Raw genomic sequence first — 24573 nt, 5'->3', positions numbered from 1 at the left:
CGGTGGGCGACTTCATGTCCCGACCGAGGCCCGTCCCTACCGGACCCGGTTCCCGCCGGTGTGCTCCTTCAGGACGGGTCCGACGACACGCAGTGCGGCTGGCGACGTCATTCCCCAGTGGGTGCTGGCGATGCGATGGTTCTGGACATCGCCACTGACGTACGACTGCCAGCCGGTGGCCGCGAACCGACCCGTGGGGTCGTCCTCGGCAGCGGTGAAGAACAGCAGGTCGCCCTCGAACACTCCGGGCCGGTACGACGCGGTGAGGCCCGCATTGTGCTCGGCAGCCGCGAGCAGGCGCCCGACGACCTCGGCGGCCTGCTCCTCGCTCTGCCCGGTCAGCTGACCGAACATGGCCACCGCCTGGGGCAGGGTGACGTCCGCGACCAGCTGATCACCGGCTCCATCCATTCCCATGCCGCTGAGGACCTCGGCCATGGTCACCGAGCCGTTCGGCGAGGTCGGCAGGGTCTCCGCGGTGAAGCTGTCGAGCATCGCCAGCAGTTCCACCACCTCGCCCTGTTCCTGCAGTTGCACCGCGATCGCATGGCTGATCGTGCCACCGAGGGACCACCCGAGCAGGTGATACGGGCCGGAGGGCTGCACCCGACGGATCTCGCGGAGGTAGAGCTCGGCGACGGCCTCGATCGAACCGGGCAGCTCACCGTCGCCCTGTGCCGCCGGGGTCTGCAGGCCGTAGATCGGACGATCCGCATCGATGTGCTGGGCCATTCCCACGTAGCACCACGCCAGCCCGACGATCGGGTGGACGCAGAACACCGGCGGCTTCGACCCCGCCGCGCGGATCGGGAACAGCATGTCGAAGGCCTGCCCGACGACATCGTCGGCGCCACGCTCGATCTGCCGGGCCAACGCCTCCGGCGTGGCATCGGAGAACAGCCACGGCAGCTGGACCACGGTCTCGAGTTCGGTCCGCAGCCGCCCGACCACCCGCATGCCGATCAGCGAATTGCCACCGAGCTCGAAGAAGTTGTCGTCCAACCCCACTCGCTCCACACCGAGCAGCTCCGCGAACACCGCCGCGACCGCCTGCTCCGTGGCGGACACGGGGGCCCGGTACTCGCGTGCCGCGATCTCCGGAACCGGCAGCGCCCGACGCTCCAGCTTGCCGTTCGCGCTGAGCGGGAACTCGTCGAGCACCATGATCGTCTCCGGGATCATGTACGACGGCAGTGCCGCGGACAGACCCCGGCGAAGCGCCGCGGTGTCGATCTCACCCTCGCCGACCACATAGCCGATCAGCTGCTGGCCCGAGGTCCCCGAGTGCACGACGACCACCGCCGCCCGCACCGACGGGTCCGCCACCAGCGCGGCCTCGATCTCGCCTAGTTCGATCCGCAGACCGCGCAGCTTCACCTGGAAGTCGGTGCGGCCGAGGAATTCCAGCTCGCCGCCGGAGTTCCACCGGACAAGGTCGCCGGTTCGGTACAGGCGCTCGCCGGGACCACCGCACGGATCGGCGACGAACCGTTCCGCGGTCAGGTCCGCCCGGTCGTGATAGCCGCGGGCCAGCTGTGCGCCCGCCAGGTAGAGCTCACCCGGCACGCCAACCGGCACCGGCCTCAGCCGTGAGTCGAGCACATGCGCCCGGGTGTTCCACACCCCGCGACCGATGGGCACCACCGCACCGACGTCGGGCCCGATCCGATGCGCGGTCGAGGTCACGGTGACCTCGGTGGGTCCGTAGGTGTTGTCGAGCACAGCGATGGACCGGGCCGCGAAGCGACGAGCCAGCTCGGCCGGGAGTTCCTCACCACCGGCCAGGACGTAGCGAAGCGACGCAGGCAGCTGCAGCTGCGGATCGGCAAGGAAGACGTCGAGCATCGACGGCACGAACTCCATGATCGTGACCGACTGTTCCTCCGCGACGGCCACCAGGTACTCGGGGTCCCGATGTCCGCCCGGCTTCGCGATCACCGTGCGGGCACCCACCTGCAGGGGCATGAACAGCTCCCACACCGACACGTCGAAGGTGACGGGGGCCTTCTGGAGCACGGTGTCGGACGGACCCAGTGGGTACTGGCCCTGCATCCAGGCGATCTGGTTCACCACCGAACCGTGTGTGACGGTCACGCCCTTCGGTCGACCGGTGGACCCCGACGTGAACATCGCGTACGCGACGTTGGCCGGCCGCAACGGTCGGAGACGATCCGCATCCGTCAACGCGGTGTCGGCGAAGCCGGACAGGTCGAGCCCGTCGATCTCCATCACGTCGACCGAGGCCGGCAGGTCACCGGCGTCCTGTGATCTCGACAGCACCACAACCGGATTCGCGGTCGCCACGACATACTCGGTGCGCTCGTCCGGATGCTCCGGATCGATGGGCAGGTAGCCGCCGCCGGCCTTGAGGATGGCGTACATGGCCACCATCAGGTCGACCGAGCGATACATGCCGAGCCCGACCAGCGTCTCGGGCCCGACACCGATCGAGACCAGGTGGCGCGCCAGCCTGTTCGCCTCGCGGTCGAACTCCCGGTAGGTCAGCTCCTGCTCGCCGAAGATCAGCGCGGTGGCATCGGGCGTGCGTTCGACCTGTGCCTCGAAGGCATCGGCGAGCGTGAGTGCGGGTACGACGACATCGGTCTCGTTCCAGCGTTCCATCTCGGAACGTTCCGTGTCGCTGCGCAGTTCGATCGCGTCGACACTCACCGTGGCGTCCTTGGTGACCGCCTCGAGGATCGCGGTGAACTTCTCCGTGAAGCCGACCACCGTCGACTCGTCGAAGAGGTCACGCGCGTAGTTGAACACCCCCCGGATCCCGGTGCGCCGCGCCTCCTGATCGAACTCGGTCGACAGCGTCACCTGAAGGTCCAGCTTCGCCCCGTCGGGTACCGCGTCGAGCGGGGTGACAGTCAGCCCGGGCAGCGCGACCTCCGCTCGGGCGAAGTTCTGCACCACGAGCAGCACCTGGAACAGCGCCGAGTAGGCGGTCGACCGCCTCGGGTTGAGCACCTCGATCAACTGCTCGACCTGGGTGTCGGCGTGGGCGAAACCGTCGATGTCGTTCGCGCGGACCTCGTCCAGGAAGTCGGTGAACGCGGTCGCGGCCTCGACCCGGTTGCGCAGAACCAACGTGTTGCCGAACATGCCGATCAGGTCGTCGAGGGCCTCCTCACCTCGGCCGGCGACCTGCACTCCGATCACGATGTCGTCGCTGCCGGAGAGCCTCGACAACAGCACCGCGAGTGCGGCGTGGGCCACCATGAAGAAGGTCGAGTTGTGTTCCCGCGCCATGCGGTCGATCCGATCCGCGAGATCCGCCGACAGCACGAAGTCGACGTAGCCGCCGCGGTTCGACGCGACCGCGGGACGCGGCCGATCGGTCGGGAGCTCCAACAGGTCGGGAGCCCCATCGAGGTGCTGTGTCCAGTAGCCGATCTGCTTGGCGGACAAGCTGTTCGGATCGTCCTGATCGCCGAGCAACGCTCGCTGCCACAGTGCATAGTCCGCGTACTGCACCGCCAATGGCGCCCAACCGGGCTCGAGGCCCATGCGTCGCGCCTCGTAGGCGACGAGTATGTCCCTCGACATGGGCGCCATGGACCCACCGTCGCTGGAGATGTGGTGCAGGACGATGGCGAGCACGAACTCGTCCTCGTCGAGCTGGAACAGGCCGGCCCGCAACGGGACCGCCGCGGCGACGTCGAACCCGCCGCCGACGATCCCGATCAGCCGAGACCACATCTGATCCTCGTCGATGCGCTCCGGCTCGAGCGGCGGCACCACGTCGGCAGCGGGCAGGATCACCTGCTGCGGTCCCTCCGCCGAGTCCGGGAAGACCGTGCGCAGCGCCTCGTGACGCTCCACCACGTCGGCGATGGCCGCGCGCAGCGCCGCGGTGTCCAGCGCGCCGCTCAGGCGCACCACGAGGGGGATGTTGAACGCGGGCGAACTGGTGTCGAACTGGTTGAAGAACCACATCCGCTGCTGTGCATGTGACAGCGGGATACGTTCCGGCCGAGGACCCGCAACCAGCGCGGGGCGCCCGCCCTCGCCTGCGTGACGCTCCACCGCAACTGCGAGCGCGCCGACCGTCGACGCCTCGAAGAGCACTCGAACCGGCACCTGCGCGTCCAGCGCAGCACCCAACCGCGAGATCACCTGGGTGGCGATCAGCGAGTTGCCACCGAGGGCGAAGAAGTCGTCGTCGACGCCGACGCGTTCGACCCCGAGCACATCGGCGAACACGCCCGCCACGATCTCCTCGATCGGCGTCGACGGCGCCCGGTATGCGACGGCCTCGAAGGCAGGCACCGGCAGCGCCTTTCGGTCGAGCTTGCCGTTGACCGTCACCGGCAGCGCGTCGAGGACCACCAACTGGGCCGGCACCATGTACGCCGGCATCGATCCCGACAGCTGGGTGCGCAGTTCCTGCGGGTCGAGTGCGATCTCCTGGTCGGCGACGACGTAGCCGAGCAGACGCTGTCCGGTGTGCGGGTCCTCGTGCACCGTCACCACGGCCTGCGCCACCCCGGCGCAGGCCAGGAGGGCGGACTCGATCTCGCCGAGCTCGATCCGCAGACCGCGAAGCTTGACCTGCGAATCGGCGCGGCCCATGAAGTCGAGCTCGCCGTCGGACGTCCAGCGCACCAGGTCGCCGGTCGCGTACATCCGCGTACCTGCCTCGCCGAACGGGTTGGCCACGAACTTGCCCGCGGTGAGCTCGGCGCGGTCGTGGTAGCCGCGCGCCAGCCCGGCGCCGGAGGTATAGAGCTCACCGACCACGCCGATCGGCACCGGCCGCAGCCGAGTGTCGAGGACCACCGCACCGACGCCGCCGATCGGCGCGCCGATGGTGATCGGGTCACCGGCGGCCAACGCCCCCGTCAGCGTGACGACGATGGTGGTCTCGGTCGGGCCGTAACCGTTGAAGAACCGTCGTCCCGGCGCCAGCCGCGCGACCAGCTCCGGCGGGCAGACGTCGCCGCCGACGCCCACCATCTCCAGGTCGGGCAGATCCTCGGCGCGCATGGTCCCCATCGCGGCGGGCGCGCTCATCAGGTGGCTGACCCGCTGCTCGCGCACCAGCCCCGCGAGTTCGTCACCACCGACGACCTCCGGCGGCGCCACCACCATCGTGGCGCCTGCGCTGAAGGAGGTCAGCATCTCGAACATCGAGGCGTCGAAGCTGGCCGAGGCCAGGCGCAGCACCCGCGACTTGGCGGTGATGACCATCTCCGGGTGGGCGTCCGCGGAGAATGCGGACAGCCCGGTGTGGGTGACCACCACGCCCTTCGGCAGGCCGGTGGAACCCGAGGTGTAGATCATGTACGCGCCGTTGCCCGCGGACAGCGGCGCCGTCCGGTCGCGGTCGGTGACCGGGGCGGACGAGAGCCCGTCGGCCGTCGCGCCGTCGAGCTCGAGCCAGTCGGTGGTGCCCGGCAGATCCTCGCGGACCCCGGCGACCGTCAGCCCCAGGACCGCGGCGGAATCGGTGAGGATGTGCTCGATCCGTGCGAGCGGCAGCGCCGGGTCCACCGGCACGAACGCGGCCCCGCTCTTGGCGACCGCCCACATCGCGACCACCGACTCGAGCGACCGCGGGAACGCCAACGCCACGAACGTCTCCGGCCCGATACCCCGCGAGATCAACAGCCGCGCAATACGGTTCGACGTCGCATCGAGCTCCGCATAGGTCATCTCGGTGCCACTCGCGGCCAGCGCGACCTTCTGCGGGTCCACTGCCGCGCCGGCGGCGAGCATCTCCGGCAGCAGTCGCGCCTGCAGCGGTCGTGCGAGCGCGCGCTGCGCCAGGGTCGCCCGCTCGCCCTCGTCGAGCAGGTCCAGCTCGCCGACCACCACGGCCGGTTCGGCCACGATCGATCCCAGCAAGCGCACCAGGCGCTCGACGAAGACTCGTGCCGTGCACTCGTCGAACAGGTCCGCCGCGTAGGTGAGCGAACCGGCCAGGCCGTCCGCGCTCTCCCGGAAGGTCAGCTCGAGGTCCATCTTCGCGACCGCGGCGTCCGCCTCGAGCGGCGACACCTCGATGCCCGGCAGCTCGAACGAGGCCAACCCCTGGTTCTGCAGCGACAGGGCCACCTGGGCCAGCGGCGGGTGCGCCTGCGATCGAGGCGGGTTCACCACCTCCACGACCCGCTCGAACGGCACGTCGGCATTGCCGAACGCGGCCAGGTCCACCGCGCGGGTGCGCGCCAGCAACTCGGCGAAGGTCAGGGTCGGGTCGACCTGCGTGCGCAGCACCAGGGTGTTGACGAACATGCCGACCACGTCGTCGAGCTCGGCATCACCCCGACCGGCGATCGGGCTGCCAATGGTGATGTCGGTGGACCCGCTCAGGCGGGCCAGCTGCACCGTCAGTGCCGCGTGCAGCACCATGAACAGCGTGGACTGACGCTCCCGAGCCAGCTCCGTCAGCTGCCCCAGCAGCTCCGCGTCGATTGTAAAGTCGGTACGCGCGCCGCGCATCGACGCCACCGGCGGCCGCGGGCGGTCCGTCGGCAGTTCCAGGAGTGCGGGCACCCCTGCCAGCTGCTCGACCCAGTAGCCGAGCTGGACTGCCGCAGGCGACTCCGGGTCGTCCTCCGACCCGAGCACCTCGTGCTGCCACAGCGCGAAGTCCGCGTACTGCACCGTCAGGGGCGCCCACGTCGGGGCCTGACCCTCGGTCCGCGCCAGGTACGCCACCATCAGATCCCGCGCCAACGGCCCCGCCGAGAATCCGTCGGACGAGATGTGGTGCACCACGAACGCGAAGACATGCTCCGTCTCCGAAACGCGGAACAGGCTTGCCCGCAACGGGATCTCCGCAGACACGTCGAAGCCCCGCAGCGCGAAACCGGTGAACGCGGCCATCAAGCCGTCCGCAGACACCGCCACCTCGTCCAGCTCCAACCGGACGTCGTCGATGCCGACGACCACCTGGGACGGGCCGTCCGCCGAGTTCGGGAACACCGTCCGCAGCGACTCGTGCCGCTCGACAACGTCACCGACGGCCGCCCGCAGGGCCGCGACGTCCAGCTCGCCCGACAGCCGCACCGCGACCGGAATGTTGTAGGCAGGCGAGGCGGTGTCGAACTGGTTGATGAACCACATCCGGGACTGCGCGGGCGAGAGCGGGATCCGCTCCGGCCGGGGGCCCGCCACCAGCGCGGGGCGCCCACCGGAGCCCGCGTGCTGTTCGAGGGCCACGGCGAGGGCCGCTACCGACGACGCCTCGAAGAGCACGCGGACCGGAACCTGGGCATCCAACTCCGCGCCCAGCCGCGAAACCACCTGTGTGGCGATCAGCGAGTTGCCACCCAACTCGAAGAAGTCGTCGTCTGCGCCGACCCGCTCCACGCCGAGCACATCCGCGAACACCCCGGCCACGATCTCCTCGATCGGCGTCGACGGCGCCCGGAAGGCCCGCACCTCGAACACCGGGGCCGGTAGCGCCGTCCGATCCACCTTGCCGTTGGCACTCAACGGAATCCGATCGAGCACCGTCACCGACGAGGGCACCATGTACGCGGGCAACCGCGTCGCCAGCGCCGACCTCAGGTCGTCTGCCGAGACGGTCTCACCCGGCACCGCCACCACATAGCCCACCAGCCGGTCACCGAGGTGTCGGTCGTGGTGCAGTACGACCACAGCCTGTCCGACCGAGCCGTGTTCGACCAGCGCGGCCTCGATCTCTCCGAGCTCGATCCTCTGACCGCGCAACTTCACCTGGAAGTCCGACCGCCCGATGTACTCCAGGTTGCCGTCACCGTTCCACCGCACCAGGTCACCGGTGCGGTACATCCGGGAACCGTTGTCCCCGAAGGGGTTGGCCACGAACCGGTCCGCCGTCAACCCGAACCGGCCACCGTAGCCGCGACCCACGCCGATGCCGCCGACGTAGAGTTCGCCCTCCACACCGGTCGGGACCGGCTGCATCCGCCGGTCCAGCACGAACAGGTCGATGTTCGCGATCGGGGATCCGATCGGTACGCCGGAGCCGTCGGAGACCGCCGCGTCGAACGCGGAGACCACGTCCGAGGCCTCGGTCGGTCCGTAGCTGTTGACCACCCGCAGACCGGAATTCATCAGCGTCTCGAACTTGCCGATCCGGATCGCCTCGCCACCGAGGAAGACCACCTCAAGGGCGGACAGGATCCCGTCGGCGTCGGTGTCGACGACCGCCTCGAACGCGCTTGGCGACATGTTCGCCACCCTGACACCCGACCCGACCGCGGCGCCGGCCTCGACAATCCGCAGGATGTCCCGCGCGTCGAAGCCGTCGGCGGCGAGATGGATCGCGCGCCCCTCCGTCAGCGCCGCCCACACGTTCTTCTGCGTCAGGTCGAAGCTCGGCGAGGAGGCGATCAACAGTCCACCGACGGCGGGCAGTTCACGTCGGTACCAGGCCAGGGTGTTCTCAATGCCTGCCATCGGCACCAGCGTCGGCTTCGGCTTGCCCGTCGACCCGGATGTCGAGATGACGTAGCCCAGCCGCAGCCCCGCCGCGGGCTCACGCCACCGGTCGACAGGACGCGCGGAAACCTCACCGGCCCCTACGAACTCGTCCATTGCGACGACCGGGATCGGCAGGTCCCTGGCCGACGCACTCACCACGCACCGCGCACCGGTGTCGTCGAGGATCGACTCGATCCGATCCGCCGGGTACGTCGGATCGATCGGCGCGTAGGCCGCACCGGCCTTCCACGCCGCCAGCATCGCGACGACCCACTCCACCGACCGCGGCAGCACCAGCGCCACCACATCGTCGACGCCGACACCCAGCCGGACCAGTTCGGCCGACAACGCCGTCGATCGTGTGTCGAGCTCCGCGTAGGTCACCGATTCGTCACCGGCCGCCACCGCGACCGCGTCGGGGAACCGGTCCACCCGGTCACCGAACAGCGACACCGGAGACGTCACCGACACCGCCGAGCGCCTGCCCCGCGACCACCCGAGCACGCGGGCGCTCTCGACCTCGTCGAGAATCTTGACGTCGCCGACGGCGACGGACATGTCGGCCGCCATCGCGGACAGGATCCGCTGAAGCATCTCGGCGAACGACGCGACCGTCGACTCGTCGAAAAGATCTGTCGCGTACTCGAACTCGGCCTGCATTCCCCCGCCCGCCGCGTCAACCTCAGACATCGTCAGCTGCAGGTCGACCTTCGCTGCCGCTGCGTCGTAGTCGACTCCCGAGATCGTCAGTCCCGGCAGCTCGAACGAGGCCTCCGCGAAGTTCTGGAACACCAGCATCACCTGGAACAACGGGTGACGGGCCTGCGAGCGAGCCGGGTTGAGCACCTCGACCAGCCGCTCGAACGGTACATCGGCATGCCCGAAGGCCTGCAGATCCGACTCCCGGGCGCGCACGAGCAGCGCTGCGAGGGACTCGGACTGGTCCAGCTCCGTCCGCAACACCAGCGTGTTGACGAACATGCCGACGAGGTCGTCGAGGGCCGCGTCGCCGCGACCCGCCACCGGGGTGCCGACAGCGATGTCGTCCGTACCGGACAGACGCGAGAGCAGGACCGCCAAGGCCGCGTGCACGACCATGAACAGCGTGACGTGGTTCTCCCGCGCCACCCGGTTCAGCCCGCGCTGCAGGTCGGCATCGAGCGAGAAGCGATGCCGCGCACCACGGTACGAGGCGACACTCGGCCGAGGCCGGTCACCCGGGAGGTTCAGCTGGTCCGGCAGACCCTCCAGCGCGTCCCGCCAGTGGGTGAGCTGACCGGCGATCAGGGACGTCGGATCGTCTTCGGAGCCGAGGACCTCACGCTGCCACAGAGCGAAGTCCGCGTACTGCACGGCCAGCGGTGCCCAGCCCGGTGCCTGTCCGCGACTGCGGGCCTCGTAGGCGACCATGACGTCGCGGGCCAGCGGCCCGACGGAGAACCCGTCGGCCGCGATGTGGTGCACGACGACGACGAGAACGTGCTCGGCGTCGGAGAGCTCGAACAGCCGCGCCCGCACCGGAGCGCCGGTCGTGACGTCGAATCCGGCCGAGGCCACCTCGGTCAGTGCCGGGATCAGCGTGTCCGGGGTGAGCGGGAGGCCGACAATGTCGATTCCGGCCTCGGAGGAGGTCAGGATCCGCTGCCGTGGGCCGTCGTCCGAGCCGGGGAAGACTGTCCGCAGGGACTCGTGCCGCTCGAGCACGTCAGCCAACGCGGCCCGCAGCGCATCGACGTCCAACTCGCCCGACAGACGCAGCGCGATCGGCACGTTGTACGCCGACGACTGCGGATCGAACCGGTTGAGGAACCACATTCGTTGCTGCGCAAGCGACAACGGGATTCGCTCCGGGCGCGGAGCCGCGACCAGCGCCGTGCGTCCGCCCGCACCGGCGTGCCGCTCGACGGCCACCGCCAGTGCCGCCACCGACGACGCCTCGAACAGGAGGCGTACCGGAACCCGGGCATCCAGCGCCGCACCCAACCGCGAAACCACCTGCGTGGCGATCAGCGAGTTGCCACCCAACTCGAAGAAGTCGTCGTCTGCGCCGACCCGCTCCACGCCGAGCACATCCGCGAACACCCCGGCCACGATCCCCTCGATCGGCGTCGACGGCGCCCGGAAGGCCCGCACCTCCAACTCCGGCACAGGCAAGGACTTCCGGTCCAACTTGCCCACCACCGTGCGCGGGAGCTCGTCGAGCACCACCACCTGCGCAGGCACCATGTACGTCGGCAGCACAGCGGACAGCCCATCGCGCAACACCTGCGGTTCGAGCGCCGAATCCGCCTCACCCACCACGTAACCGAGCAACCGCTGTCCGGTGTGCGGGTCCTCGTGCACCATCACGACCGCCTGCGCCACTCCGTCGCAGCCGGCCAGTGCCGCCTCGATCTCGCCGAGCTCGATCCGCAACCCGCGGAGCTTGACCTGCGAATCCGCACGCCCCACGAAGTCCAGTTGGCCGTCTACGGTCCAGCGAACCAGGTCGCCAGTCGCATACATCCGACTCCCAGGGGCGCCGAACGGATTCGCCAAGAACCGGCTCGCCGTCAGCGCGGAACTGCCGTGGTAACCCCGCGCCAGCCCGGCACCCGACAGGTACAGCTCTCCCACCACCCCGAGAGGGACCGGCCGCAGCCGCGCATCGAGCACCGCGGCGCCCGCTCCCCCGATGGGTGCACCGATGGTGATCCGGTCGTCCACCGACAGCGGCGCCGTCAAGGTGATGACGATGGAGGTCTCCGTCGGACCATAGCCGTTGAAGAACCGGCGCCCCGGCGCCAACCGCTCCACCAACTCCGGCGGGCACACGTCACCGCCGACACCCACCATCTCGAGATCCGGCAGGTCCTCGCCGCGCATGGTTCCCAACGCCGCGGGCGCGCTCATCAGATGGCTCACCCGCTCGTCCCGCAACAGCACCGCGAGCTCGTCGCCACCCATGACCTCCGGCGGCGCCACCACCATGGTGGCGCCGGTGCTGAACGCGGACAGCATCTCGAACAGCGACGCGTCGAAGCTCGCCGACGACAGTCGCAGCACGCGCGACGCGGCCGTGATCGCCAGCTCCGGACGTGCCTCGGCCATGAACGTCGCGAGACCGGTGTGGGTCACCACCACGCCCTTCGGCGTGCCCGTCGACCCTGACGTGTAGATCATGTACGCGGCGGTGTTCGCGGACACCTGCGCCGTCCGGTCCCGATCCGAGACCGGGCCGTCCGGCAGCCCCTCGGCCACCTCGCCGTCCAACTCGAGCCACTCGACGAGGCCGGGCAGCCCATCACGGACCCGGGTCATCGTCAGCCCCAGCACCGCACCGGAATCGGTCAACATGTGCTCGATCCGCGCGTCCGGCAGCGCAGGATCCACCGGCACGAACGCGGCCCCGGTCTTGACGACCGCCCACATCGCGACCACCGACTCCACCGTCCGCGGGAACGCCAACGCCACAAACGTCTCCGGCCCCACACCCCGCGAGATCAAAAGCCGGGCAAGACGATTGGACGACCCGTCCAACTCCGCATAGGACATCTCGGTGCCGCTCGCGGTCAGCGCGACCGCCGCCGGGTCGACGGCCGCTCCGAAGCCGAGGATCTCCGGCAGCAGCCGCACCGGCAGCGGCGCCGCGATCGCGCGCTCCGCGAGCACCGACCGCTCCCGAGGGTCGAGCAGATCGGCCTCGCCGACCAGGACCGACGGGTCGGCCGAGACCGCACCCAGCACCCGCACCAAGCGGTCGACGAACCGCTGGGCGGTGCCGCCGTCGAACAGGTCCGCCGCGTAGATGAGCGAGCCCGACATGCCCGCCTCGCTCTCGCGGAAGGTCAACTCGAGATCGGTCTTCGCGAGGTCGGTCTCCTGGTCGAGCATCGTCACGCGGACGTCCGGCAGCTCGAGCGAGCCGACGCCCTGACTCTGCAGCGACAGCGCCACCTGGAACAACGGCGAATACGCCTGCGAGCGAGGCGGGTTGGCGACCTCGACGACGCGTTCGAACGGCACGTCTGCGTGCCCGAACGCGGCCAGGTCGACCCCGCGGGTCTGGGCCAGCAGGTCCGCGAAAGTCGCGGTCGGATCGACCTCGGTGCGCAGCACCAGGGTGTTGACGAACATCCCGACCACGTCGTCCAGCGCCGCCTCGCCGCGGCCGGCGATCGGGCTGCCGACGGTGATGTCGGTGGAGCCGCTGAGCCGAGCGAGCTGGAGCGAGAGCGCCGCGTGCAGGACCATGAACAGGGTCACGCGGTGCTCGAGCGCGAGCCCACGCAGACGATCGGTCAACTCGGCGTCGACGACGAAGTCGACGCGGGCACCGCGATAGGAGGCGACCGCAGGCCGGGGTCGGTCGGCGGGCAGGTCGAGCACGGCAGGCACGCCTGCCAGTCGCTCGGCCCAGTAGGCGAGCTGGACCGATGCCAGCGAGTCCATGCGGTCCTCGGACCCGAGTACCTCACGCTGCCACAGCGCGTAGTCCGCGTACTGGACCGCCAGTGGCGCCCAGGCCGGGCACTCGCCGCGGGTCCGGGCCGCATAGGCGGTGACCAGGTCGCGGGCCAGCGGCAGCGTCGAGAATCCGTCGGCGCTGATGTGGTGGACCACGAGCACCAACACGTAGTCGCCTGCGTCGAGGCGGAAGAGGCCGCCGCGCAGCGGGATGGCGGCGGTGACGTCGAATCCACCGGAGACGAGCTCGACGATCGCCGTCCGTAGCGCGTCCTCGCCGTCGACGTCGACGGGACTGAGGTCGACGGGCATCTCGGTCGCCGGCAGGATCCGCTGTTGCGGACCGTCAGCGGAATCCGGGAACACCGTGCGGAGGGATTCGTGCCGGTCGATCACGTCGTGCACGGCGGCGGCGAGCGCGGCGGCGTCCAACTCGCCGGTCAGGCGCACCGCCAGCGGGATGTTGTAGACCGCGGACGTGGGGTCGAATCGGTTGAGGAACCACATCCGCTGCTGTGCCAGCGACAGCGGGATCCGGTCCGGCCGGGTCCCGGCCACGAGCGGGATCCGGTCCGCGGCCTCGTGTGTGTCCACCAGGGCGGCGAGGCCTGCCACGGTCGAGCTACCGAAGATCTCCCGAACCCGCAGGCCGGTGCCCGCGGTGGCGTTGAGCCGCGCGACAACCTGGGTGGCGCTGAGCGAGTTGCCGCCGAGCGCGAAGAAGTCGTCGTCCGCGCCGACCCGCTCGCTCCCGAGCACCTCGGCGAAGATGTCGGCCACCACCTGCTCGGTGGCCGTGCGCGGCGGCAGGTACTCGCGCACCTCGAACACCGGCGCAGGCAATGCCTTCCGATCCAGCTTGCCACCCGGTGTCAACGGCACCGCCTCGAGCACCGTCACCGATGCCGGCACCATGTACTCCGGCAACCGATCGCGCACGAAGCTCGTCAACGCGGAGGTCTCCACCGGGGCGCCTGCCCGCGGCAACACATACGCGACCAGCGACCGGCCACCGGCCGGGCCGTCGAACCCGACCGTCGCCGCGAAATCGACGTCCGGATGAGCGGACAGCACGGCGTCGATCTCACCCAACTCGATCCGGTGGCCACGGATCTTCACCTGGGCATCGGTCCGTCCGAGGTACTCGAGCGTCCCCTCCCGAGACCACCGCACCAGGTCACCGGTCCGGTACAGCCGCGACCCCGCGCCTCCGAACGGGTTGGCCACGAACCGCTCCGCGGTCAGCGGCAGCCGCGCGTGGTAGCCGCGTGCCAGCCCGGCTCCCGACAGATAGAGCTCTCCCGCGACGCCGACCGGCACCGGGTGAAGCCGGGCGTCGAGCACCACGACGTCGGTGCCAACGACGGGACCGCCAAGCACCACCGGCCGACCCGCGACCATCGGGTCCGAGTGCACCGCGACAACCGTCGACTCGGTCGGCCCGTATGCGTTGAACATCCGTCGGCCCGGCGCCCACCGCTCGACCAGTGAGGCCTCGCAGGCGTCACCGCCGACGACGACGACCTCGAGCTGCTCGAGCCCGGCCGGATCGACCGTCGCCAAGGCCGCGGGGGTCACGAACGCGTGTGTCACCCGCTGCTCGCGCAGCAGGTCGGCGAGGGCTTCGCCGCCGTAGACGTGCGTCGGCGCCACCACCATCGTGGCCGCGCCGCCCGCCGCCATCATCAGTTCCAGGATCGACGCGTCGAAGCTCGGCGACGCGAAGTGCAGGGTCCGCGAATCGGTCCGCACCCCGTACCGGTCGCGCTGGTCGTCCACGAACGCACCGAGACCGGCGTGGCTCACCACCACGCCCTTCGGGACACCCGTCGACCCGGACGTGTAGATCACGTAGGCCGGGTTCTCCGGCCGCACCACGCCCGACAGCTCGCCGCCGGTGACCGCCGCCGAGCTCCGGTCCGCGACCCGAGCCGCAGCACTGGCGTCGTCGAGCACCAACCAGTGCACCGAGTCTCCCAGCGCGGGCCGGTTCTGCCCGACGGTCACACCGACCCGCGCGCCGGAGTCGGAGAGCATGTGCTCGATCCGGTCGGCCGGATACGTCGGATCCACCGGCAGGAATGCGGCACCCGTCTTCGCCACCGCCCACACCGCGGTGACGGACTCGACGGACCGTTCCAGGGCCACGGCCACGCAGGACTCGGGCCCGGCGCCCATGCCGATCAGCTCACGCGCGAGACGATTCGAGCGCACATCCAGCTCGGCGTAGGACAGAGCTGTCCCCTCGAACACGATCGCGTCCCCGCCCGGGTTGCGGTCCGCCGCCTCCGCCAGCAGCGCCGCCAGGGTCACCCCCGGCCGCTCGGACCGCGACGGCGCGCCGCCCAGCGATCGCAACGCCGTCCGTTCGGACTCGTCGAGAATCTCGACGTCACCGACGGCTCCGTCGGGCCGTTCCACCGCAGCGGCCAGGATCCGCAGGAAGCGCGCCGCGAACTCGAGCACGGTGGCCTCGTCGAACAGGTCACTCGCATAGACGAACTCGGCTGCGGCGCCCTCCCCGTCAACCAGCTCGCCGACCGTCAGCTGCAGGTCGAACTTCGCGACCCCGAAGTCGAGGGGTTCACGGTGGATCTGCAGTCCGGGCAGGGCGAAACCGTCGACCTGCAGGTCCTCGAACGCCAGCACCACCTGGAACAGCGGGTGGTACGCGGTGGATCGGGCCGGGGCCACCACCTCGACCAGTCGCTCGAACGGCACGTCCGCCTGTCCGAACGCGGCGAGGTCGACATCCCGGATCTCACGGAGCAGTTCGTCGAAGGGCAGCGCGCCGTCGACCTCGGAGCGCAGCACCAGCGTGTTGACGAACATGCCCACGACGTCGTCGAGCGCCGACTCGCCGCGGCCGGCGACCGGGGTGCCGATCGCGATGTCGGTGGACTCGCTCAGCCTGGCCAGCAGAACCGCGAGCGCGGCGTGCAGCACCATGAACGGCGTCGCGTTGGCGCGGCGGGCGAGCTCGCGGACGCCGTGGTAGACGTCGGCGTCGATGCTGAACGGCACTCCGGCGCCGCGGTAGGTCGGGGTCGCCGGACGCCGGTGGTCGTGGGGCAGGGCCAGCAGGTCCGGCAGACCCGCCAACTGCTGCGACCAGTACCCGAGCTGCCGCGCGGCCAGCGACTGCGGGTCTGACTCCGATCCGAGGATCTCCTGCTTCCACAGCGCGTAGTCGGCGTACTGGACCGGCAGCGGCTCCCATCCGGGCGCCGTGCCGTGCGCGCGAGCACTGAACGCGGACATGACATCACGCGCCAACGCCTGCATCGACCACCCGTCGATGCTGATGTGGTGCACGACCATCGACAGGACGTGCTCGTCACCGGCCACCCGGAACAGGCGCAGCCGGATCGGCAGTTCGGTGGTGACGTCGAAGCCGCCCGCGACCTCCTCGCGGAGTCGGTCCGCGAGCTCGGCCGGCGCCATCGCCGCGACCGGCAGGTCGACCGCGACCTCGCCGACCGCCAGGATCTGCTGGCTTGGACCGTCGACCGAGTCGGGGTAGCGGGTGCGCAGGGACTCGTGCCGGCCCGTCACGTCCGCGACCGCGTCCCGCAACGCCGCGACGTCGAGGGTGCCGCTCAGCCGCAGTGCCACGGCGACGTTGTAGGCGCCGGAGCTGGTGTCGAACTGGTTGAGGAACCACATCCGGGACTGCGCCGGCGAGAGCGGGACCCGGTCCGGACGGACCGCCGGCACCAGGGGCGGCCGCACGCCGGCGCCGTTGGCGTCGTCGAGCCGGGCAGCCAGTGCCCCGACCGTCGGCGACTCGAACAGATCCCGCACGCTCACCCGCACACCCAGCTCCGAGTCGAGCCGTGCGAGCAGACGGGTGGCGAGCAACGAGTTGCCGCCGAGGTCGAAGAAGTTGTCGGACGCGCCGACCTGAGGCTTCCCGAGCAACTCCGCACTGATCCGCGCGACCACGATCTCGGTGGCGGTGGCGGGGGCGACGAATTCTGCGCCCGTGAACTCGGGTTCCGGCAGCGCCTTCCGATCGAGCTTGCCGTTCGCGTTCAGCGGAAACGCGTCGAGGACGATGAGGACCGAGGGCACCATGTACGCCGGCACGTCGCGCCCGACGGACTCGAGCAACGCCGCGCGGTCGATCTCCGCGCCGGCCGCCGGCACCACGTATCCGGCGAGGAACTCGCCGCCGGCGCCGCCGCGCAGCAGCACCGCGGCCTGGCCGACCGAGTCGTCACGCGTGAGCGCCGACTCGATCTCGCCCAGCTCGATGCGTTGGCCGCGCAGCTTCACCTGGAAGTCGGTGCGCCCCAGGTACTCCAACTCACCCTGAGAGTTCCACCGGGCCAGGTCGCCGGTCCGGTACATCCGCGCGCCCGGGCGGCCGAAGGGGTCCGCCACGAAACGGTCCGCCGTCAGGTCCGGCCTCTGGACGTACCCGCGCGCCAGCTGGACGCCCGCGAGGTAGAGCTCTCCCGCGGCACCGACCGGGAGCGGACGCAGCCTGGCGTCCAGCACGTAGGTCTGGGTGTTCCACACCGGTGCGCCGATCGGGACGACCGGCTCCGCTCGGTGCGTCTCGTGGAAGGTGACGTCGACCGACGCCTCGGTCGGGCCGTACAGGTTGTGTAGCCGCGCCCGGCTGCGCCGGTGGAACTCGGCGACCGCGCTGGGCGGGAGCGCCTCGCCGCTGGCGAACACGTGGCGCAGGGACTCACACCGGGACAGGTCGGCGTCGGCGAGGAACAGTTCGAGCATCGACGGCACGAAGTGCAGCGTCGTGATCCGCTGGTCGTGGATCACCGCCTCGAGGTACCGCGGGTCGCGGTGGCCGTCGGGTTCCGCGATGACCATGCGGGCGCCGGTCTGCAACGGCCAGAACAGCTCCCACACCGAAACGTCGAAGGTGACCGGCGTCTTCTGCAGCACCGCGTCGTCGCCGCCGAGCGGGTACCTGCTCTGCATCCACAGCAGTCGGTTCACGATGCCGGCGTGCGGGACCGCGACGCCCTTGGGCCGCCCGGTCGAGCCGGACGTGTAGATCACGTAGGCGGTGTTGTGACCGCGCAACTGCGCCCGCTCGGACTCCTGCAGCGGGGCATCGCCCTGGCCGGACAGGTCCATGGTGTCCACCGCCACCGTCGTCGCGGCGTCGGGCATGGCGGCGGCGTCGGCCGAGGTGGTCAGCACCAGCACCGGCCGGGCCTGGGACAGCACGTAGTCCGTCCGCTCGGCGGGCTGGTCGGGATCGATCGGCACGTACGCGCCGCCCGCGGCGAGGACCGCGTAGATGCTCACCATCAGGTCGACGGACCGTCGCATCGACACCGCGACGAACGACTCCGGCCCCACCCCGGCGGCGAGCAGGTACCGCGCCAGTCGATTGACCCGGCGGTCGAATTCGCGGTACGAGACGCACTCGTCCCCGGCCACCAACGCGACCGCGTCCGGGGTCGAGGCGACCTGCGCGGCGAACAGGTCGACCAGGGTGGCCGGGGCCACTGGGTGGTCGGTGTCGTTCCACTCCGCGACCACGAGGTCCCGCTCGCCCGGGGCGAGGATGTCGATCTCCTCGACCGCGAGACCGGGCTGCGCCGCCATCGTGTCCAAGATGCGGATCAGCCGGGAAGCCAACAGCGTCACGGCATCCCGATCAAAGGATTGCGGGCTGTACCGCAGGTTCAGTCGCAGCCGCGGGTCGAGGATCGACATCAGCGTCAGCGGGAAGTGCGTCGCGTCGTGTGCGTCGAGGTCGAGCACCCGCATTCCGCCGATGTCGGTGTTCTCGTCGAATCCGGACTTGTCGACCGGATACGACTCGAACACCGTCAAGGTGTCGAAGAGCTCCCCCAGACCGACCGCAGCCTGGATGTCACCGAGTCCGACGTGATGGTGATCGAGCAGGTCCGCCTGGTCGGCCTGCAGCCGGGACAGGAAGTCCGAGACCGACTCGTCCTGGTCGACGCGGACGCGGACGGGCACGGTGTTGATGAACAGGCCCAGCATGGACTCGACGCCTGCCAGCTGCGGCGGGCGTCCGGATACGGTGGCGCCGAAGGTGACGTCGTCGCGGGAGAGCAGCCGGGCAAGCAGCAGCCCCCACGCCGCCTGGATCACCGTGTTCACGGTCACCCCGAGCTCGCGGGCCATCCGGCCGATCCCGTCCTCCAGCCCGGCGGGCAGATCGACGACCAACTCCTCGGGCAGCGGTCCCTGCTCCCCCGGCAGCCGGGCAGGCGCGAGCAGGGTCGGTTCGGTGACGCCGTCGAGTGCGCGACCCCAGGCCGCGTGTGCGGCCGCGGTGTCACAATCGGCCAGCCAGGCGAGGTACTCGCGATAGGAGCGCGGCCGGGCCAGGCCCGCGATGTCGGCGCCCGCGGCATAGGAGATCAACAGTTCCCGCACCAGCAGCGGCATCGACCAACCGTCGAGCAGGATGTGGTGATTGGTGATGGCGAGCACGTACCGCTCGGGCGCCGTGCGCACCAACAGGATCCGTAGCAGCGGCGGGCTGTCCATCGGGAACCGAGCGGTCCGCTCGTCGTCCAGTAGCTTCTCCAGGCGCACGTCCCGCTCGTGCTCGGGCAGCGCCCGGACGTCCACCTCCCGCCACGGCAGGTCGACGCGCTCGACCACGATCTGCACGGCGGAACCGTCCTCCGCGTAGCCGAACGCGGTACGCAGATTCTCGTGGCGCCGAACCAGATCCGTTGCGGCGGAACGCAACCTGCTCGAATCGACGACCCCCGCCAGGTTGAGCCTCAGCTGCGCGGTGTACACGTCCACCGTCTGCTCCGACAGCTCGGCGTGGAAGAGCAGGCCACGCTGCAGCGGCGAGAGCGGCCACACGTCGGACAGCAGCGGGTACCGGCTCTCCCACCGCTCGATCTCGGCCTGACCCACCCGGACCAGCGGGAAGTCCGAGGGCGTGAACCCGCCCGCGGCGGGCAGCTCGGCGCGCGCCGCAAGCCCCACCAGTGCACGCTGCCAGAGTCCGGCGAGCTCGGCGACGTCGTCGGCGGTCAGCAGTCCGGTCGGGAAGGCGAAGGTCGCCGAGAGCCGCGGCCCGTCGACTCCGTCGTCGACCACCGCGTTGACGTCCACCACCGCCCCGACGGTCAGATCGGAACCGCTGGCGGCGTTGAGGTCCGGTGCGTCCGGGTCCGGGATCCACCCGAGACCCCGCATCGACTCGGGCACCTGGGCCGCGCCGGTGCGTCCGAGATAGTTGAAACTGACCTGAGGCACGCGCAACGACGCGAGCACCGGAGAGGTCGCGTCGTCGAGGTACCGCAGCACGCCGAATCCGACACCGCGATTCGGAACCGCGTGTAGTTGCTCCTTGACGGCCTTCATCACTGCGCCCGCCGCGGTGCCCCCGTCCACGGCGTCGGCGAGATCGACCCCGGTCAGGTCCAATCGCACCGGGAACAGGCTGGTGAACCAACCCACCGTCCTCGACAGGTCCGCACCGGCGACGGCCTCGTCCTCGCGGCCGTGACCCTCGAGGTTGAGCAGGAGCGAGGGCAACTCGAGCCCGCGATCGCGGCGCCATGCCGACACCGCCACGGCGAGTGCGGAGATCAGCCCCTCGCTGACTCCGCACCGGAAGGCAGCAGGCAGGGTGGTCAGCAGGGATTCGGTGACGGCGGTGGTCAGCTCCACCCGCACCCGGCCCGCGGTCTCCACCGTGTCCAGATCCGGGTCGAGGTCCCTGGTGCCGAGCGCCGGGTCCGGACCCGAGAGAACACCCGTCCAGTAGTCCATTTCGCCGGCGAACGTCTTCGCGGCGGCGGAATCGGCGACGCCGTGGGCCCACCTACGCAGCGAGGTCCCGATCGGCGTGAGTTCCGGCGTGGCGCCAGCGGAAGCCTGCATCCACGCCTGCGCGAGGTCGGGGACGATGGTGCGCCACGACACCCCGTCGACGACGAGGTGGTGGGCGACTATCAGGAGCCGGTCCGCCGATTCCGTTGTCAGCCATACGAACTGGATCATGATTCCGCCGGCGGGGTCGAGTCGGCCCGCGGCCGTCTCGCACTCCTCGAGCAGGGCTTCGGTCATGCCGGCCTGGGTCACGGTGACAGTGCGCAGCAGCCGTTCCGGGTCGAGCGAGTCGGCCCTGGTCTCGAAGACCCAGCCATCTCCGTCGGGCAGGAACCGCGCGCGCAGCGCGTCGTGACGATCGGTCAGCGCGGCGACGGCGGCGGTCAGCGAGGCGTGGTCGATGCCGTCGGGCAGGGTGAGGGCGATCGCCTGGAAGAACGTGCCCGGTCCTCCGCGGTCGAGCATCGAGTGCACGATCGGCGTCAGCGGCACCGCTCCGATGCCCCCGCCCGCGAGCTCCTCGAGCGCAGTGTTCTCCGCGCCCTCTGCCTGGACTGCGATCTTCGCGATCTCGGCGATTGTCTTGCGCTCGAAGACGTCCCGCGCCGAGAACCGCAGTCCACGTGCCTTGGCCCGCGCGACGAGCTGGATGGCGATGATGCTGTCGCCGCCGACCGCGAAGAAGGACTCGTCGACACCGATGCGCTGGACGCCGAGCAGCTCCGAGACCACCTCCGCGATCAGCTTCTCGGCCTCGGTGACCGGTTCGCGGTACTCCGCCGTGGCGGTGCCGAACACGGGGATGGGCAACGCGCGCCGATCCAGTTTGCCGGCGGTGGTCAGCGGGACGTGGTCGATCACCATCACCGCGGACGGCAGCATGTGACCGGGCAGGAACTCCCCGGCGCGGGTGATGACAGCGGCCGGATCCACCGCGTGACCGGTCCGGGGACGTACGTAGGACACCAGCGCGATCGCGCCGTTGCTGCGCTCGTGCGCGATGGTGACCGCGAAGTCGATCCCGTCCTGCGACGTCAACGCGGCGTCGATCTCGCCGAGCTCGATCCGGAATCCGCGGATCTTGACCTGGTGGTCGGCGCGTCCGACGAACATCAGCTCGTGATCGGGAGTCCACCTGACCTCGTCGCCGGTCCGGTACATCCGAGAACCGGGCTCCGCGAAGGGATTCGCGACGAAACGGTCGGAGGTCAGCCCCCGCCGGTCGTGGTATCCGCGGGCGAGCGCGGGGCCGGCCAGGTACAGCTCACCAATGGCCCCCACCGGCACCGGGCGGAGCAGGCGATCGAGCACAAGGGCGCTCGCACCCTGGATCGGCGCACCGATGGTGATCCGATCGTCCACCGAGAGCGGGCGGCCGGTCGTGATGACGATCGTCGTCTCGGTCGGCCCATAGCTGTTGGTGAACCTGCAGACGTCGGCGAACTTCCCGACCAGGTCCGGGGTGCAGACGTCGCCACCCACGACCACCGCCTGCAGGTCGACGAGACCCTTCGGGTCGACCGACCCGAGCACGGTCGGCGCCGAGATGATGTGGGTGACCCGCTCCGATCGCAGCAGGTCCACGAGGTCCTCGCCGCCGTACACCTCGGGCGGGGCGACCACCATCGTCGCGCCTGCGGTGAAGGCCTGCAGCATCTCGAAGACCGAGGCGTCGAAGCTGGCGGACGAGAAACGCAGCACCCGGGAGGCCGAGGTGATCCCCAGCTCCTGGCGCGCCGCAGCCGCGAAGTTGACCAGACCGGCGTGGGTGACCACCACGCCCTTGGGCAGCCCCGTCGATCCCGAGGTGTAGATGACGAACGCCGGGTTTCCGGTGCGCAGCGGACGTCGCCGGTCCGCGTCGGTGACGGGATCCGTCGGCAGCACCGAGTACCGGGCGGTCGTCTCCTCGTCGTCCGTGATCAGCCAGTCGACCGAGGACGGCAACACACCCCGCTGCGCCGCCGTGGTGAGCCCGACCAGGACGCCGGAGTCGGTGACCATGTGCAACTTGCGATCGACGGGCAGTTCCGGGTCGATGGGCAGGAAGGCCGCACCGGACTTCGCCACGGCCCACACGGCCACCAGCGCCTCGACCGACCGGGCGAAGGAGAGGGCCACGAACGACTCCGGGCCGACGCCGCTGTCGATCAGCAGCCGAGCGAGCTGGTTGGACCGGGTATCGAGTTCGCGGTAGCTGACCCGATCCTCGCCTGCGACGATCGCGAGGCCGTCCGGATTTGCCGTCGCACCGTCCGCGAACAGGTCCGGCAGGAGTCGGGCATCGGAGGCCGCGGGCCCACGCAGCGGCACCAACTCCGCGCGCTCGTCGTCGTGCAGCACGTCCAGATCGGACACCAGCGCGGCACGATCGGCCGCGGCGAACTGCGTGAGGTACTCCAGGAACCGCGCGTGGTGCCCATCCAGGTCCTCGGCGGTGTACAGGTTCGGGTTCGCCTCGAAGTCGATGTGGGGCCGGCTCCCGGCGACGCTCGGATAGATGTTGACGGACAGGTCCTCGACCGGCCCGGTGGTCAGGACCCGCATCTGCCCGGTCAGGGTGCCAAGGCGGATCTCGCTGTGGAACATCATGATGTTGATCGCGGGACCGAAGAATCCACGCTGTCCCGCACCCGAGCCGAGTCCGCGCCGGATGTCCTCGTGGCGATAGCGCTGGTGGCGCAGCGCCCCGGTCAATTCCAACTGCACCTGGGAGACGAGGTCCGAGACGGTCGTCTCGTTGCCGACCTGCACCCGCAGCGGGATCACGTTGGAGACCATGCCGCCGGATCGGCGCATCCGGGCGGTCGTCCGTGCCGACACGGGCAGGCTCAGCGCGACATCGCTCTCGCCGGTCAGCCGGGAGAGGAAGGCCGCGACCGCGGCGATGGCGGTCGGGGTGAACTGGGAGTCCTGTCCCTCCATGGCCGCCTCGGTCGCAGCGGCCATCGGCCCTCCGGCCACCAGCGAGAAGGCGCCGACCGCCGCGGTGCTGGCGGCGAGGCTGATCGGCTCGGGCAGGTCCCGGGTCCGCTCTGTCCAGTACTCGCGGTCCTTGGCGAACCGGGTGGACTCCCGGTAGCGAGCCTCGTCCTCGCAGATCTCACGGACGGGACTGGCGGTGAGCTCGGCGGCGGGCCTGCCCTCGGCGGTCGCCGTGTACAGCTCGGCCACGCGGTTCATGTACGTCATCGCGCCGAATCCGTCGAGCACGATGTGGTGGATGCGGGCGTACCAGTAGTAGTGGTCGTCCCCGAGCCGAAGGACGGCGGATTCGATCAACCGGTCCGTGAGCAGGTCGATCGGAGCGCTGTACTCGGCACGCATCCAGTCCTCGGCCGCCTGGGCCGGATCGGCCGCGGACCGCAGGTCGATGACCTTCATCTGGTCGTTGAGCGTCGCGTCGACGACCTGGGCGGGATCACCCTCGTGTTCGACGATCCGCAGCATGCCGGTGCCCATCTCCCGCGAACCAAGGGCCCCCGCGGCCCGCAGGGTCTCGACGTCGAGGTCACCGACCACCTCGACACACTGGGCGATCGTGATCGGCACATCCGGCAGCAGGTGCTGCGCGAACCAGATCCCGCGCTGCGCAGCCGACAGCGGGAACGCTTCGGCACTGCGGTCCGCATCCAGCTGCGGATGCGAGTGGCGGGGATCGGACTCACGGACAGCGTCGCGTGCAGGAACCACGGGTAGAACCTCTCGAGATGATTGCTAAGCCCGAAGAGACTCGGCGATTAGGCAAGTGTCCAGTTGATGGGGCGATGCGTGGGCAATGTGTGGTTTGCGGCGGGGTCCTTCAGTGCCGATGGCGAGTGCTGGGCACGCGAATTACGCACGCGGATCGGCGCGTGTCTGTGCGGGAGACTACGAGACACCGCGGGCATCGCG

Annotated in this window: 1 protein-coding gene; it reads right to left on the bottom strand. The window is 70.2% G+C overall.

Going from position 1 to position 24573, the window contains the following annotated elements; genetic code table 11:
* Positions 1–36: 36 nt before the first annotated feature.
* Positions 37–24372: a non-ribosomal peptide synthase/polyketide synthase gene (locus JOE46_RS25595; RefSeq protein ID WP_209928828.1), complete on the bottom strand. Its 24336-nt coding sequence runs from the start codon at positions 24370–24372 to the stop codon at positions 37–39.
* Positions 24373–24573: the final 201 nt, after the last annotated feature.

Source organism: Rhodococcus sp. PvR099, assembly GCF_017833315.1.
In the GTDB taxonomy this organism is placed as follows: Bacteria; Actinomycetota; Actinomycetes; order Mycobacteriales; family Mycobacteriaceae; genus Rhodococcus_G; species Rhodococcus_G oryzae.
This window is presented reverse-complemented; position numbering and strand designations above follow the sequence as displayed.